Source organism: Anaerobacillus alkaliphilus (assembly GCF_004116265.1).
Lineage (GTDB): Bacteria > Bacillota > Bacilli > Bacillales > Anaerobacillaceae > Anaerobacillus > Anaerobacillus alkaliphilus.
The window spans coordinates 642,391-657,858 of the sequence record NZ_QOUX01000001.1 but is presented as its reverse complement, the minus strand read 5'-3'; the positions used below and the strand labels follow the sequence as shown (position 1 = coordinate 657,858).

The 15,468-nt window shown below is 36.0% G+C and carries 17 protein-coding genes; 3 read left to right on the top strand and 14 right to left on the bottom strand.

The window, feature by feature from the left end; genetic code table 11:
• Window positions 1–114: 114 nt before the first annotated feature.
• Both DS745_RS03595 and DS745_RS03590 read right to left on the bottom strand, forming a co-directional pair.
• Window positions 115–1,338, bottom strand: coding sequence for an MFS transporter (locus tag DS745_RS03595; protein ID WP_129076822.1), 1,224 nt, complete (start codon window positions 1,336–1,338; stop codon window positions 115–117).
• A 185-nt stretch (window positions 1,339–1,523) separates the two neighbouring features.
• The gene (locus DS745_RS03590; protein WP_129077039.1) at window positions 1,524–2,402 is read right to left on the bottom strand and encodes an SMP-30/gluconolactonase/LRE family protein; all 879 of its coding nucleotides are present in this window, start codon (window positions 2,400–2,402) and stop codon (window positions 1,524–1,526) included.
• 110 nt (window positions 2,403–2,512) lie between these two features.
• Between DS745_RS03590 and DS745_RS25345 the strand changes: the two genes are divergently transcribed.
• Window positions 2,513–2,644, top strand: coding sequence for a hypothetical protein (locus DS745_RS25345; protein WP_277750894.1), 132 nt, complete (start codon window positions 2,513–2,515; stop codon window positions 2,642–2,644).
• 556 nt (window positions 2,645–3,200) lie between these two features.
• On the opposite strand, the gene DS745_RS03585 is transcribed toward DS745_RS25345, so the two are convergent.
• The 6 genes from DS745_RS03585 to DS745_RS03560 form a co-directional block, all read right to left on the bottom strand.
• On the bottom strand, window positions 3,201–4,811 hold the full coding sequence (locus tag DS745_RS03585) for an MDR family MFS transporter (RefSeq protein ID WP_129076821.1): 1,611 nt from the start codon (window positions 4,809–4,811) through the stop codon (window positions 3,201–3,203).
• Window position 4,812: 1 nt separating this feature from the next.
• Window positions 4,813–5,259, bottom strand: a complete 447-nt coding sequence (locus DS745_RS03580) for a MarR family winged helix-turn-helix transcriptional regulator (RefSeq protein ID WP_129076820.1) — start codon at window positions 5,257–5,259, stop codon at window positions 4,813–4,815.
• Between the two features lie 341 nt (window positions 5,260–5,600).
• On the bottom strand, window positions 5,601–6,482 hold the full coding sequence (locus DS745_RS03575) for a hypothetical protein (RefSeq protein ID WP_129076819.1): 882 nt from the start codon (window positions 6,480–6,482) through the stop codon (window positions 5,601–5,603).
• Between the two features lie 111 nt (window positions 6,483–6,593).
• Window positions 6,594–6,776: a hypothetical protein gene (locus DS745_RS03570; protein WP_129076818.1), complete on the bottom strand. Its 183-nt coding sequence runs from the start codon at window positions 6,774–6,776 to the stop codon at window positions 6,594–6,596.
• Between the two features lie 137 nt (window positions 6,777–6,913).
• Window positions 6,914–8,110, bottom strand: a complete 1,197-nt coding sequence (locus DS745_RS03565; RefSeq protein WP_129076817.1) for a S8 family peptidase — start codon at window positions 8,108–8,110, stop codon at window positions 6,914–6,916.
• A gap of 402 nt (window positions 8,111–8,512) precedes the next feature.
• Window positions 8,513–9,478 carry a S66 family peptidase gene (locus tag DS745_RS03560; RefSeq protein ID WP_129076816.1) on the bottom strand — a complete coding sequence of 322 codons (966 nt, stop codon included), beginning with the start codon at window positions 9,476–9,478 and terminating at the stop codon, window positions 8,513–8,515.
• 168 nt (window positions 9,479–9,646) lie between these two features.
• Between DS745_RS03560 and DS745_RS03555 the strand changes: the two genes are divergently transcribed.
• Entirely contained in the window at window positions 9,647–9,889 is a 243-nt protein-coding gene (locus DS745_RS03555; protein WP_241657699.1) for a YuzF family protein, read from the top strand.
• A gap of 145 nt (window positions 9,890–10,034) precedes the next feature.
• Here DS745_RS03555 and DS745_RS03550 read toward each other — a convergent pair whose 3' ends face one another.
• From DS745_RS03550 to DS745_RS25005, 4 genes are all read right to left on the bottom strand, one after another.
• Window positions 10,035–10,559, bottom strand: a complete 525-nt coding sequence (locus DS745_RS03550; RefSeq protein WP_129076815.1) for a hypothetical protein — start codon at window positions 10,557–10,559, stop codon at window positions 10,035–10,037.
• Between the two features lie 31 nt (window positions 10,560–10,590).
• Entirely contained in the window at window positions 10,591–11,163 is a 573-nt protein-coding gene (locus DS745_RS03545; RefSeq protein ID WP_129076814.1) for a GNAT family N-acetyltransferase, read from the bottom strand.
• A 187-nt stretch (window positions 11,164–11,350) separates the two neighbouring features.
• Window positions 11,351–11,911: an isochorismatase family protein gene (locus DS745_RS03540; protein WP_129077036.1), complete on the bottom strand. Its 561-nt coding sequence runs from the start codon at window positions 11,909–11,911 to the stop codon at window positions 11,351–11,353.
• A 75-nt stretch (window positions 11,912–11,986) separates the two neighbouring features.
• Complete coding sequence (locus DS745_RS25005) at window positions 11,987–12,244, bottom strand: hypothetical protein (RefSeq protein ID WP_129076813.1); 258 nt, start codon at window positions 12,242–12,244, stop codon at window positions 11,987–11,989.
• 352 nt (window positions 12,245–12,596) lie between these two features.
• Here DS745_RS25005 and DS745_RS03530 point away from each other — a divergent pair, with 352 nt between their 5' ends.
• Window positions 12,597–14,438: a stalk domain-containing protein gene (locus DS745_RS03530; protein WP_161568164.1), complete on the top strand. Its 1,842-nt coding sequence runs from the start codon at window positions 12,597–12,599 to the stop codon at window positions 14,436–14,438.
• Window positions 14,439–14,608: 170 nt separating this feature from the next.
• Here the strand turns inward: DS745_RS03530 and DS745_RS03525 are convergent, their stop codons facing one another.
• Window positions 14,609–15,088: a hypothetical protein gene (locus DS745_RS03525; RefSeq protein WP_129076811.1), complete on the bottom strand. Its 480-nt coding sequence runs from the start codon at window positions 15,086–15,088 to the stop codon at window positions 14,609–14,611.
• Window positions 15,089–15,236: 148 nt separating this feature from the next.
• Complete coding sequence (locus DS745_RS03520) at window positions 15,237–15,422, bottom strand: hypothetical protein (protein WP_129076810.1); 186 nt, start codon at window positions 15,420–15,422, stop codon at window positions 15,237–15,239.
• Window positions 15,423–15,468 lie beyond the last annotated feature (46 nt).

The following is a 15,468-nucleotide window of genomic DNA, read 5'->3' as shown; positions in this document are numbered from 1 at the left end:
CCAATCCTATAACTATATATACAGGCGCCTATCAGTTATGGTGCTTGCCATTCATTTTTAACATAAAAAGCCGACTGGTTATCCTCAAACCAATCGGCGATATCAGTGCAGACCCTAGGAAGCAATTTTATCTGGACTACCTTTCTCATCAATGAATTTAAAATAAGGTAAACATATTCCTATTAACGAAACAAGACTAATTAATAAACCAATCAACAGATACAGCGGTCTCACACCAAACATTTCACTTAAGACACCTCCAGTTAGCACTCCCAGTGGCATAGCTCCTCTGATAATAAGCAGACGGACTGAAAACACTTTTCCCATGAGGTGATTTGGTACAACTTTTTGGCAGATCGTTGTATTATGGATACTAAAAATAGCCATGACTATTCCGCCAATAATTTCTGTTGAAATAGCTAAAGGGATACTATAGTTAAAACAAAGTGCAATGAAGGTAATGCCTCCGATGAAAAGGGAACCTAGCATGAGTAATCTACGACTTTTGTACTTTATTTTTGATACTAGTAAAGCACCTATTATGTATCCAACCGGAAAGCCCGCCATAAAGTACCCATAATCGGCATAAGTCCCTCCCAATTCCTCCGTAATGTATGGAAGAGTTGTAACCATGGTCACACCTACTCCAAATTGAACAAATGCTAAGAAGACACCTAACCACACAATAATTTTTTGAGTAAAGAAAAAAGATATCCCTTCTGAAAAATCTGCTACCCATGTTTTTCTTACTTCTAGTTTAATTCTCTGTTCTTGAATAAAAAGCAAAGTAAAACCACTCATGATAAGGAAAGAACTAACAAGAGTAAGTGTGAATGGAACCCCAATGTATTCAATGACTATCCCAGCTAGTATGGGAGATAAAAAGGTCATTATTCGTACGGTCCCATCAATATAAGCATTTGCTGTCTGTAATTGATCCTTTGCTACTATCGTAGGCGTAAGGGCATGGTTAGCAGGTACATATAATGGAGTGATTAAACCAACTACACACTGAACAACGTAAATATGCCAAACCTCTAAATTGCCTGATAGTAATGTAGCTAATGGGATGATAAATATGACACCCCTTGTCCATTGTGAGAGTACCATAATCCACTTTCTACTCCACCGGTCAATATAAGGGCCAATGAAAAGTTGAAGAACCAATGATGGAAGAAAATACAAAAGCCACATACTCCCTAGTGCGAGAGTAGAACCAGTAAGTTGGTAGATTAATATCGAATTACAAAAAGTACCAAAAGCACCACCTAGTTCTGATATACCATTTCCTAACCAGGTTGAAAGAAATGAACGGTTTTTCAATATAGACGAATTCATAGAATCTCCTTATACATCAATATAGTAGTTAAACTTGTCCATATTATATTAGCATTAATTTCCATTTAAATAGATAATAAATATAAAAAAACGTTCCTTATATAGGAACGCATTTTATAATCTAAACTATTAATCAAACATTTGCGAGATTTTTTTGACTATCGCTCTACCTTCATCAAATTCCCTCATCCTTTAAATGGATAAGCCTGAACCCCTTTTACATCCGTTTTTATCTTGAATAACCCTCCTGAATAAGGGTATTCCTTCAGTTGATCTTCATTTAATCCTGATCTTGCAGTCGTTATATATAATTCATCTAAATCTTTTCCGCCAAATGTACAGGATGTTACATTTAGCGCTGGGACTTCAATGGCTGTTAATTGTTCTCCTGTTTTAGGGTTCCATCTAGATACCTTGGAGCCACCCCAATGAGCAATCCAAAGCATTCCATCTTCATCAATCGTCATTCCATCAGGCATTCCCTCTTCTTCTGGAAAGTAAATAATCTCCCTCGGATTTTCAATTTCACCTGTACTGAGATGAAAGTCAAAACAAACTACCTTTCGAGTTAAGGTATCTATGTAATAAAAAAACTTATTGTCTGGAGACCACGCTAATCCATTTGATAACCCAACTTTACTCAACTGCTTTTTCACAGCCAAATTCGTATTCAAGCAATAAAGTGCACCTTGTTCCTTATGATAGGATTTATCCATTGTCCCTGCCCAAAAGCGCCCATTCGCATCACATTTCCCATCATTAAATCGATTATTTACTATATGCTTCTCAGGCTCATCTATCAGTGACAATGTCTCTGTCTGAGTATCTAAAAAATAAAAACCTTTTTCTAGTGCCAACACAGCTCCACCTGAATTTCTTGGTACGATTGCCCCAACGTAATGATTTAATTGAATGCAGCGATTTTCATTTGTTCTTGGGTTAAAAATGTATACCCTTTTTTCAAGTATATCTACCCAATATAATAATTGTTTTTTACTATCCCAACAGGGCCCCTCGCCCAACGTAGCTTTAATATCTAAGACCAATTCTAATTCTCTCACAATAGAAAACACTCCTTCTTGCCCACATAAAGACACCATTTCTTATTTGGAAATTATATACATAAACTCAATAACTTGTACATAAATAGTCTTTAAAAGGGGGGGATACAAACATGGTGATATCTTTACATAAAAAACTTATCTTTATTGTTGCAAGTATACTTGTGATTATCTATGCAATTTTCTATCTAAACAATACAAATCCTCTTGGAAATCGACAACCTACTGTATCAAGACACTTATGAAATCTTCAAAACCATTGAAAAAGCCAGAGAGCATGACAGAGACCTAACCCATAACGAAAAGGTGACAATCAAAATTTATGAAAAGAAATGGAATGGTGTAATACATCAAATAAAGCTTAAAGCTTTTCAAGAAGGCGACAGAAAATTAACCGCTGCTGAAACCAAAAGAATTAGAGAAATCGAGAGTGTCTACATTGATACCATCAGCCTTACCAATACATATAAGGTATTGATAGAATTGAGAGACGACCACTTAGAACAGAAGTATATAAATGACTTTAAAGTCGCCAAAGCCGCACTAGGATTAAGGTAATTTATCGAGCCTAATTTATCTACTTAATGCTAAGCTTTGTTAAGCATTTTCCTATCATCCATCACAATTAAAAGCACAAGAAAGTACGAAAGGAACCTTTATAGTAGGGTTTTATCACCTCTATTCACATCATGGAAACAACTATTTCCAACCAAATGAATAGAGGTGTTGATTTTTATTGGTTTTATCAAGATTGTCTGTGTTATTTATAAATCGGACAGCCTCACATTTTCCAAGCCATTCTTATTCTGTTGCTTTTCCTTCGTGTTCATCTTCTTCCTGATTTGAAGTACGAAGTGGGAGTTCTTTAAGAAAAATAGTTAACAAGACGGTTAAAACTACAGCAATCATAGCAAACATGAATACACCGGATAAAGAATAGCTCAATGCTTCTCGCAACGCTTTAATAATAGAATCGAACATGCCAACCATTCCTTCAGGCATTTCCTTACGAATTTCACTTAATGCATCAGCGTTCATTAAAATTTGAGGATCCTGTATACTAGTAAAATCCAACCCTGACTCCCCTGCTGTCGGAACTGGGCTGCCATTTGGTAAATCCATTTCACTTAGTTTATCGCTCATGCGCTTACTCAATATTGCTCCCATAAATGCTACTCCAATGGTCCCGCCAAGTTCACGGAATAATTGTGCCGTTGCAGTGGCAACACCTAAGTATTTATGTTTCACTGCATTTTGAACAGTTAAGTTAAAGACTGGGAACGTAATACCAATTCCAAGACCTGTGACACCTAGCATAAAAATCACGTGGAGCAACGTAGATTCTATCGTTAGATACGTAATTAAGTAAAGACCAAATGCCATTACTATTAAGCCAATTAGTGCAATTTTTTTATGCTTTCCTGTTTTAGTAATCAGGAATCCAGCGATAGCACTTGAAATAACCAAGGAGATGGTCATTGCCATTTCAACTAAACCTGATACAGTTGCAGAGTGACCTGCTACCCCTTGTACATGGAACGGAATATACATAATGACGCTAAACATTCCCATTCCTAAAAGAAAGGCAACGGCATTTGAAATTGTAAACACACTATTTTTAAACAAATGTAGGGGAAGCACTGGGCTCTTCACCTTCGTCTCTACATAAAGAAATAAAGCTAAAGACAAGGCTGAAACAGAGAACAAACCGATTATTTCAGGTGAAGACCAGGCATATTTGGTTTCTCCCCAAGATTCTCCCCAAGAAAAACCTAATAGCAATGTTATAATCACTATTGTTAAAATAAGTGAGCCTAGATAATCTATTTTCTCGTCCTTAAGAGTGGCTTGCTGTGGGTAAAGCTTTGCAATTAAGAGGAAAGCTACGATCCCAAACGGAAGGAATACCCAGAACACCCATGACCACTGGAAGTTATCTACGATTATTCCGCCTAAGGTTGGACCTAGCAAGCTTGCCAAGCCGAAAACCCCACCTAAGGCACCTTGCCAACGCCCGCGCTCTCTTGGAGAAAATAAGTCACCTACAGTTGCAAATGAAACGCTCATCAGCATTCCTCCGCCAAATCCTTGAATTCCTCGGAATGTAATAAGCTGAACGATGTCTGATGAAAATCCACTCAATAAGGAACCTAAGCTAAAGATAATGATCCCAGATAATAAAAACACTTTCCTGCCATATATATCAGATAGCTTTCCTACCAAAATGGCGGTAATACTGGACGTAAGCATGTAGATCGTGAAGACCCACTCATAATAATCAAGCCCACCAATCGCTGATACGATTTTCGGTAGTGACGTTCCCACAATGGTCATGTTAAGGGCAGAGAACAATAACACTGACATGACAGCAATCATGATAAACACTTTTTGTCGTTTATCTAACTTCTCCACTTTAGTCCTCCTCATGTTGTTCTGTTAGATAGCTCTCGATTTTTGCTGAAATCTTATTAAGCATCTGGATCGTTTTGATGATTTCCTCGTTCGAAAAATCGTTGAGTATATACTCATATAATTGAACATGCTCCCTTTTTTTTGCCTCCACAAGGTCAAGACCTTTCGCTGTTAACGTAGAAATCACAATCCGTCTGTCTTCTATGCTTCGCTTCCTTTCAATTAGCCCCAGGTTTTCCAACTTATCTGCAATTCCTGTTGCTGCACCAGAAGTTACACCGAAGTGCTCGGAGATTTCATTCGTTTTTATTTGACCTTTACTATAAATCATGAATAATAAAATCATTAACCCATGATTTACTTCCCCTGTATCTCTCGGCCGCATAACCGAGATACTCACCTCACTAGCACGCTTTAAGGAGATTAGCAACTCCTCAAAAATATTCAACACATCACCTCCTTTAAAATACCTTAGCAACTAAGATACTTAACGACTAAACTAAATGTATGCGCAAGGGCCTTGTCTAGGACCATTGTTTTGAAATTTTTTTAATAAAAAATTTAAATAAATTTCAAAAGTGAAAGAGGGACGTAGAAACAACATAACGAGTTCTGCTTTTTATTGAAAAATGAAAGTATATGTAGAAGTTATAAGGCTTTTACTAGATAAAGAGGATATAACAGAAGATATTGCAGTATTTTGTAGTTTCCTGCGCTTTCCCAGGAAACTATTTCTTTTTACCAATAAAAATAGCCACCATACGAGGTGACTAGCTCATCACAAACTAATTATTTTCTTCTCTCTAACCTTTTCATTTGATATTTAATATGTCCTGCTCCTAACAATGGTTCCTTATTTAGGAGACTATTACAAAGGCTGATACATTCTTTCCGATAAGGATCGTAGGATTTGCATTGATCTTGCAGTGTTACCAAAAACTTTTTAATATGTTCCGGATAGCTAAAAATATTCGTATTTTCCTTATCCTCAAAATAATAGTAGTCTGTATCTTCATCTAAGTCCGTGTATCCATGATCATTGACAAACATGCTTAAAAGTTTTTCATACCGTTTTTTTTCGAGTTCCTCTTGATAATCATTTATTGATGATATTACGTAAATTTTTTTCTCTGACCACTTAGTTAATTTCATTTGGTTAACAAGATCATCGAAAGCACGTTCTGTAAAATTCCCTATTGATTTAGGGAAAATGATGAGATTTACTTGTGATAGTTTATCAGGATGTATTTTACTTATATCTTCGTTTGTAAACCTGCAGTCCGGGTTATTTAATGGATGGCGATATCTCCAATCAATGACATCCACACCAGTATAATAGACATATTCCTTTGCACTTTTCCCGATATCTTTTAATGCTAAATCGAGTCCATAATAATCAACACCGCTTCCTGCTCCGATAGATAGGATATGGTATGAGTTGTTTAAATGGTTTTGTTCTATTACATTGCTGTATATATCATAGTATTCAAATAAGTGAGCAGGGAAGTATTTTAAGAGGTAGAGTTGTTGAATTAGTGGATTAGAATAGTCTGGTAAATGCCCTTTGTTAAAGTTTAAATCCTGTAACGTGCACAAATCGGTAAGATTTTTTAAGTTGAACTTAAAATCATCAAAAATTTCTCCAAGCTTTCCATTAATAAACGTTTCCATGCCCTGCCCCCCTATATCAGTTCGTTGGAAAAACATTTCCTTTCAACTAGCATATTGGCAAATTCGCCTTAATATGACTAAAAAAAGAGTGACTGCTACACTGAGCAATCACTAAACATGCCAATCACTATTTGAAGGATTTTGCTTTTGAGTTTGATCCTTTACTGCTTCAATCCCACTCTTTACGTTTTTATCACTCATTCGCCGATACCGATCTGACCTTTTATCAACGAGATAGCCAAATACAACGAACCCAATAATTACCAAAAGGACTATACCCCAAAAAACCGTCATACAATCACCTCTACTTTATATATTTTCAAGGTCGGAAAAGCTATTTTAATTAACTACATAATGTCCCACGAAATCAATTTAATTTTATTATAACACAAATGGAAAATAGAGGAAATACATATCGTTATATATGTTCATTACTGAGTATTCAACCATACAGAAGGACGATTACTCGTTCGTTGTCGTTGACGGCGACTTGTAGGTGCAATCAGAATTGCTCTCATCGCATCAATCCTACCAAAGCGAATTGTACCTCCTGAAATCGATTGAGTGGCTGCTCGCTCAATGATTGACCTAATTTCTCTATTCGTTAACGCTGAATTTGTTGCTTTTATTAAGCCTGCAAGACCACTAACAAAAGGAGTAGCCATTGAAGTTCCTGATGCAACCCTATACATCGAATCTTCTAATTCCACTGGAAAGGTAGATAGAATATTTTGTCCTGGTGCTGCCACATCTACCCAAGTTCCATAGTTGGAGAATGGTGCTAGTTCGTTGCTTTGATTTGTGGCAGCTACCGAAAGTACAGATGTATATGCTGCGGGATAATGCGGTAGGTTTGAAGAATTATTGCCTGCTGCACCAACTAGAAGTACACCTCTATCATTTGCATAGTTTATTGCCATTTGCAGCGTCTCATTGCTTTGCGCAGAGCCAAAACTCATGTTAACAACATGTGCTCCTCGATTCGCAGCATAAATAATACCCTCGGCAACATTACTGTTAGTGCCACTTCCTGTGTCTCCTAAAACTTTTATATTCATAATCCCAGCCGCATTATAGCTCATTCCTGCGATTCCATTTCTATTGTTCGTTAACGCTGCAGCAATCCCAGCCACATGAGTCCCATGTCCATGAACATCTTCCACTGTTGAAGAACTGGAGAAATTTGCATTATGGATGACCTTCCCTCTCAAGTCAGGATGATTTCGGTTTACTCCAGTATCTAGAATGGCAATTCTAGCAGAGATAGGAGAAATTCGTGCCAAATCCCACGCTCCTTGTGCGTTAACGTTCTCAAGTCCCCATTGCCTATCTGATAATGGATCGTTCGTTGTAATAGTAGAGTTACCTACCTTACTAGTCACCTCGTTTGTATCTGAAACTGGTTCAACCTGTATCAAGTGATCCTCCTCCACAAATCGAACTCCTTCAGTGGAAGCATATCTAGTAAGACAAGTTGGTACCTCGTCGCTTGATACTGTAACTACATGTATATCAATCTCTTTAATCTCATTAACAAGTGTGGCCTTCATCTCCTTGTGCATCTTCAAACAAGTAGACCTATCCGTCCCAGGCTTAAAGCAAACTAGTAGCCGCTTCATTGTAGCCATGAACACCCTCTCCTTATATTAAATTGGCTGTTTTCGCATGTTTGTTGCTTTCGTAAAAATCCCAACAGCTGGATTTTTACACAAAATTCTAAGAATTCACCACCAATTTAGTAAGTATTGCGCTTTTTTCTTACTTAACTTATTGGGTGATAAATTCATCTAATGTATTATTCCGATTTTTTTAGTGTAAGAAGCAAACAATGTTTACGAAAAGAGCCTTTAAATTAATCTATTTAGTCTATTCAACCAAAAGATGAAGGAAGCGGTAGATGTACTAGGATAGTTGAAATTGAGTCAAGTGAACTAATATAGTAGAAAGGATTTCACACACACGCAAAAAGTACCTGACCCCTAGGGAACAGGCACTCTTTCATAATTTTTTCTGTAATTTGACTACCAATCTTAAAATTTAAGTAGGTGTATTTCTTTCCCTTCACTTTTTAAATTAACAACCCCACCGATTGGGAATGTAATTATCGGTTGTGTATGACCAAAGTCAACATCGTATAGAACTGGAAGCGCTTTTAAAATAGGATGTTTATCAAGGGTGAAAATAAGCTGTTCTTCTGTTATTTTAGATGCACGTTGAAAACGGCCAATGACTAGTCCTTTGATATTACCTGCTACTTGTAATAACGATGTTAAATCCCGAGCGAATGTTTCAGGAATTGTCATTTCATCATCTTCTATGAAAAGTATCTTCCCATGAAACTCTGGAATGTATTCCGTACCTTGCAGCAAGTTTAGCGTACAGAGATTTCCACCATATAATTGAGCGCAAGCTTGGCCCTTGTTATAAACCTTCCAACTCGTAGCTTCAAAGTGTCTATTTTCCTGATCTAAATACCAAGCGTCATCACTCCATTGTGGAGACGGTTGGATTATATAGCTTTCTTCTTGCATTAGACATTTTTTGAAGTAGTTTGTTTGATACTCTTGTGCTTTTTCCATTTGAAAGCTTGAAAAATGCGGACCTGAATACGTCACTAGACCTGTTTTTGTTGTAATAGCGGTCGCAATCGCAGTTATATCACTATACCCACAAAACACTTTTGGATTATGTTGAATGATATCATAATTAATATATGGTAAAAGCTCGTTACTATTAAAGCCGCCTATTACGGTTAAAATTCCTTTTACGTTTTGATCACGAAATGCCTCATGCAAATCTTCAAGCCGTTCTTGAATAGAAGTAGAGTTATGTAAATCAGCATTAAATATACTTTTTCCAAACGTCACAATCAAACCTAAGCCTTCTAGACTTTTTTTTGCAAACTGTATTCCTTCATTAGATAAGATACTCGCACTTCTACTTGGTGCGATAATTCTAATCTCATCTCCTACTTTGAGTTTCACTGGTATAAGCAACTGATTTTCCCCTCTTTCTGTTTTGAAAAATAGTTTCAAAGTTTTAAACATTTTACCACAACAGCTAAATTTCACATAAGTTTTTTTAAAATTAGGTCAACACCCAAACAAAGTAGGCAAACTCACATATACTGCCTTGAAACTACTTACAATTTTGGAGGTACAAATATGTATTACGGATATGATACGCAACAAAGAAACATGAATACACAGTATCAAACAATGATTGACCCATTCGTCATTGAAACGTTACAAACAGTTATTGGTAAGCATCTTGTTGTTGAGACAACTAGAGACTCAGTTCGCGGCGTCTTAAAGGATGTAAAACCTGATCACATTACGCTGATGGCTGGTGATACACCGTTTTTTATTCGAATTCAACAAATTGTAACAATCATGCCGATTAGTTAACTTCTTGTAGAAAAACTTCCCTTGAATTGGTTTTTCAAGGGAAGTTTACTTAAGGAAGGTCGCTTGTTGACTTTTAATTCTAATCTGCTACAATTGCTCGAGGTATTTCATAGCCAATTAGTTTCTCTTCAAATTCCTATGGAAATTATTCCTCTAATAAACTTCGTACATTTCTCAAACAGAACATTTTTGTTTCTTCATCAGGAAAATAAATATTTTCATGGTCGTAGGTTACAAGTGCCTCGTAAAACGAGAAAGAACCTTGTGTCCATGCGGTTATAAATTCCTTTTTAGGTAGGATGTGTCTTTTATTGATAGCAGGTAACTCCAGTATTACATGATCTTTATCATAATCACTTAAACTTATTTCCAACATGTAATCAGGAAATTCCTCACTAGCTTTTCCATCGCTGACATACGTTCTAATTAACTGTATAAATACTGACCACATATCAGTAATTGTACCGTATTCCTTAGCACCCAAAATCTCTTCGTCCCCAAAGTGAATTTTCACGAACCCATATAAGCGTTTTGATTTTATTAATTTACCTATTTCTTCTTTGTTTCTTCGATCTTCAAATCTAAGAAAGTCTCTTTGAATTACTTCTACAGAAACTCCTTCTGAATACCATTCTTCATTCTTGCTTACATATGTTCGAACAGTAAACAAAACTAAACACCTCACTTATTTCTGGCACAAATTATTCAATTTTCTTTTTTAGATAGTCTTCTTGGAGAAGCCCATAAACAGCACAATCCTTGTATTGGTTTTTAGCATTACGAATCATATGTCTAATAGTACCTTCTTGCACCATTCCTACTTTACTCATAATTTTACCTGATGCAGGATTATCAGTGTTATGTGCTGCGGATATTTTATGTATATTCATCTGCGAAAATCCAAATTCTACAACCGTTTTTAACGCTTCTGTTCCATAACCTAAATTCCACCAATGGTATCCTAGCGAATAACTTACTTCACAATTTTCCGTTTTATTGTCAAAATTATATAAATCGATTTCGCCAATCAGTTCACCGGTTTCACTGATCTCAATACCCCAATAACAATAGTCCCTACGACTATATTGATTTACAATATTAGCTACCCTTTCTTTCGTCTCTGAGACGACCTTATGTGCTGGGCTAATCCGATTGTCGCTTACTCTCTCATCTGAAAGCCAGTTGTCAAAAATACTCCGAGCGTCATTAAGCACTAATCTTCTAAGGGTTAACCTTTCTGTTTTTAATGTGGGTGTTCCTAAATAATTTATCAATTTGTCACCTTCCATAAATCAGCCCTTGAATATAAAACTAGTAAAATCATTTTTTTAATCGTAAAGAATGACTAAGTAACTTCTAAAACTATATTTCTATACCAAAAAGAAATAACTTTGTGAGGATAAAAAACACTAAAAAAGCCTAAATTTCTGTTGTAATCTAGGCTACATATAGCTGAAAAGCTTAACGAAATTGATTGATTATTTCATCCGTTGTTACGATTGTCGCAAACTCGTTATGTAACATGGCTAATTCATGCTCCTGTATCGCATCTGCTGAATGCACGTTTCCATTATGATCAGTAACTTCAAATGCAGCAATCGCATCTGAGACTAAGTATGTGTGATAACCAAGATTTCCGCTCATTCTGGTCGTCGTTGAAACACAATGCTGTGTTGATAGACCAGTTATTACAACAGACTTTACCTTTTGTTGCTGCAAATACGTTCCTAGTTCAGTTCCTATAAACGCACTATTCACATTCTTTGTGAACACCATTTCACCTAAAGCTGGGGAAATAATGTCTTTGAATTCTGTACCTATTTTATTCGTATGGTGAAGTGGTGACTTCGGCTGAACTGACAAATGTTTAGAATAAATAACGGTTCCACCTCTCCGTCTCCACTCCGAGAGCAAGCGTGACATATTCTCCTCAGCTTGAGGATTATTTCGCTTTCCCCAATACGGGTCATCGAAACCCTTCTGAACATCTAAGATCAGTAATGCTGGTAACTCTGGAAACATATTCATTGTAAAAACTCCAATCTAAAGTGGTAGCTGCTACCATACATTCTTTACAGTGCACTAAAGATCTATAACTCATTGAAACATATAAATAATAATAAATGTGAAGATGACTCCAATTACAATCCATACTGAAAGCTGTTTATCCAGTCGTTTCGTAAGAAATTCAAAACGTATCTCTAACTTCTTTTTTACAAAATCTAATATGTAAAGGATTACAATAAAACTAAAAATTTTTAGAGATCTATCTCCAATTACAGGCTCCAAAGCCTGGTTATAGAAGCCTATTGATAACAAAAAAATGATAAGATATAGTAGTGTAGAAATTTTCATTGAGAAACTCCCTTATAGTTAAATTAGATCCATTAGGCAACTGCATTTCTCTTATTATCAACTGACCTTTACAGGCAATTGCAAGTTGAATTAAGTGTCACCCTAATTCTATCTTTCATAGTTCTGCCTTTTTTGTAGTAATACTCTTATTCACATGGATAAGTGCATTTTAACATAATCTACCAAATTCAAAAAGATAAAAAATAGCATGGTCAACTTATTTAAGTTTGATAACATTACATACGCTTCTCTATATCAATCTTTCTATTAGCTATCAAACACCAGATATTTCCGATTGCTTTACTTACTCCCTTTCCTAATAATGATAGGTATAAAAGGAGTGAAAAGAATTTTGAAATCTATTATAAAATTAAGATATTACACGTTATTTATGACTATATTTTTCTTTTCGTCGATTAACGTAGGCTACACAATAAATTGGCACCAGGCAAATGGCAATGAAACACAAACTAGGTTTTCACATGAACATATTTTACCGCCATTAGTACCAAAGTGGACAAATCGTGAGTCTTCAAATCAATTTCCTGTGATCGATGGACATACGATTTATGTCACTTCAACTAATCCACTAAAATTGCAAGCCATTGAATTAACTTCAGGAAAAGTAAAATGGGAGTACACCCTTGGAGGATCTAAACAGCTTCCCCCGTTAGCAAGAGATGGTATTATCTATGTTGGTAACGCTACTCATTACATGGCTATTCAAGATTTAAACACTCACCCAAAGGTCTTATGGTCAGTTCCTCTAGTTACTGGAACAGTTCCTTCTACAGTTTTTAGAGATACAATTTATGTAAGTACAGGTATAGGGAATTATACTGCCATTGACAGAAGAACAGGGGCACGCAAATGGGGCAATTTTGAACCAAAATCCAGCCACCCAGTTGCGATTGGCGAAGGACGGTTATACGGGGCCTCTGATAGCGATGTGTTTGCTTATGTAGACAATGGAAAAACTTACACTACCGTATGGACTAGAAGTTTTTGGACTACAGGCAAAGTCACACAGCCAATTTACAAGAATGGCATGGTTTATGTAGGCTTTAACCAAGACTATTACGCTTTAAATGCTAGAACTGGAAATGTTGTTTGGCGAACTAGACTTCCTGGAAATATTACAGAGGCCAGCGCTATTGGTAAAAATTTTCTATTTTTAAACATAGCAAATAAAACGGTAATAGCAATTCACCCATCCAACGGAAATATCGTTTGGAGAACACCACTAGACATCTTAGGTGCACCCTTGGTTGTGAATGATACTGTTTATTTAGCTAGTAACAAAGGATTGTACGGATTATCTACCCAAAATGGTACACAAACATTTACGTGGCATAGGTCTGCTCACCACTCGAGATATGCTTTAGCAGCTGCAAAGGATTTTATCATTTACACGAGACAAGACCATATGATCGGTTTCCTTCCTCACAATAAAAATATTCGTGTCATGATAGATGGAAAAGAACAAACTTTTAATAGAATTCCTAAAATTGTCTCTGGAAGAACTTTAGTACCGATGAGGGCTCTATTTGAAGCATTCGATGCTAATGTATCTTGGAATGGAGCAACAAGAACTGTAACTGCGAAAACCGAGGATACCACTGTTGAACTAACAATAGATAAAACAGAAGCCTATGTAAATGGCAAGCTTATTATTCTTGATGTACCTGCTACAATTATTGACAGCACAACATATGTACCAATTCGATTTATTAGTGAGTCATTAGAAAAAACAGTAACATGGGACGGAAAAGAACGTATAGTTGACATATCTTCAGTTAAAGAATATCCATCTCAAAAACTCATCGTCAATGGGACTGTTGTTAGAGATGATATCAAGGTTACTAATTACCATGGAACTCCTACCATACACGCAGACCCTATTTTTCAATATTTAGGCGGAGGCGTGCAATATCACCTAGGGATTGGGCAAATCATTGCTACAGTTCCTAATAACTCTATTGTCTTTGACTATAGCAAGCGGGAGCTAGTTCCTAATCTATATACTACTACGGTTGATGGAAAAGATATATTTATCAAGTATTTGCATGTTGTCAATAATCAAATCCCCGGAAAAGAAGAATTTCATCTTGACCTCACGTTCTTCCAAGATGCCTTTAATTGGACAGTGCAGTGGGATCGTGAGCAAGGGATAGTAAATATTAAATACAATTAGGTTACAAGGTGTTCTTTCAATTCTATATTTTTGTCATATACCACAGTCCAGTCGTTACATGGGCTGTGGTATATTTATTGTATGTCTTAATTCCCTGCGTATGGAAACCTGCCTCTACATAAGATGATTTCTTAATACTTAATGATTGTGTTTAGTTGCTCTTTCACATACTATGAAGTCTTTGAATTGTCGCTAGAGACTTCTCGAAACCATTTCATTTGGTCTTCACCTAGATCAGCATCGACCTTACTAAGTATTTCGTGAAAAAATACAACTTGACTTTTTATATTCTCTATCTCATTATCAGGATAAACGTTACTTTCGGCTAATACTTCGAGTTGTCTCGGAATGTGATTAAGATAGTCTCCTAAAATCTTGAAGTTTATGTTTCCTGTTTTATGTAACTTTGTATTTAAAAAGGCTATGTCTCGTTTCCACATTTCGAAAGGAAGATCGTTACCGTCCGTTAATCCATCAATAACATAGCTAAATTCACCTTCATTTACAGTATAGATTGCTTGTCTTACCGCTAACTGATACTCCGCACCATGTCCTCCTTTAAATCCACTGTTATCAATATAAAGAATATAGTTTACGACAAGTGATGCAATAAGTAGTACGAATAGAATTAATGGTTTATTAATTTTCAAGAGTATCCTCCTTTGGTTACGCCCAAACATACTAACAGGAGTAAATGGCACATTGTGTAATTTTTGATCAAAATTAAAAAATTTTTCATTTGTAAATACCAACCATTTTTATTTATTCATTAATAATAGCTTCTTATACCTCTATTACTTACACATCAACTACCTTAGATGCTCTAATCTTAACCTTTTGATGAAGGAAAAAAGCGACCCAAGCTGATGCAAATAAATTCACAATCTGTATATACTTAATTTCTTGGTTCATATAGAACGAATACAAGAATGACAGTAAAAAAACAAATACCATTACACTGAAAAAATTTCTTGCTATCCTCATCACTAACCTCCATTAAATTCTAATTGGTGCTCACATATGGCACAAC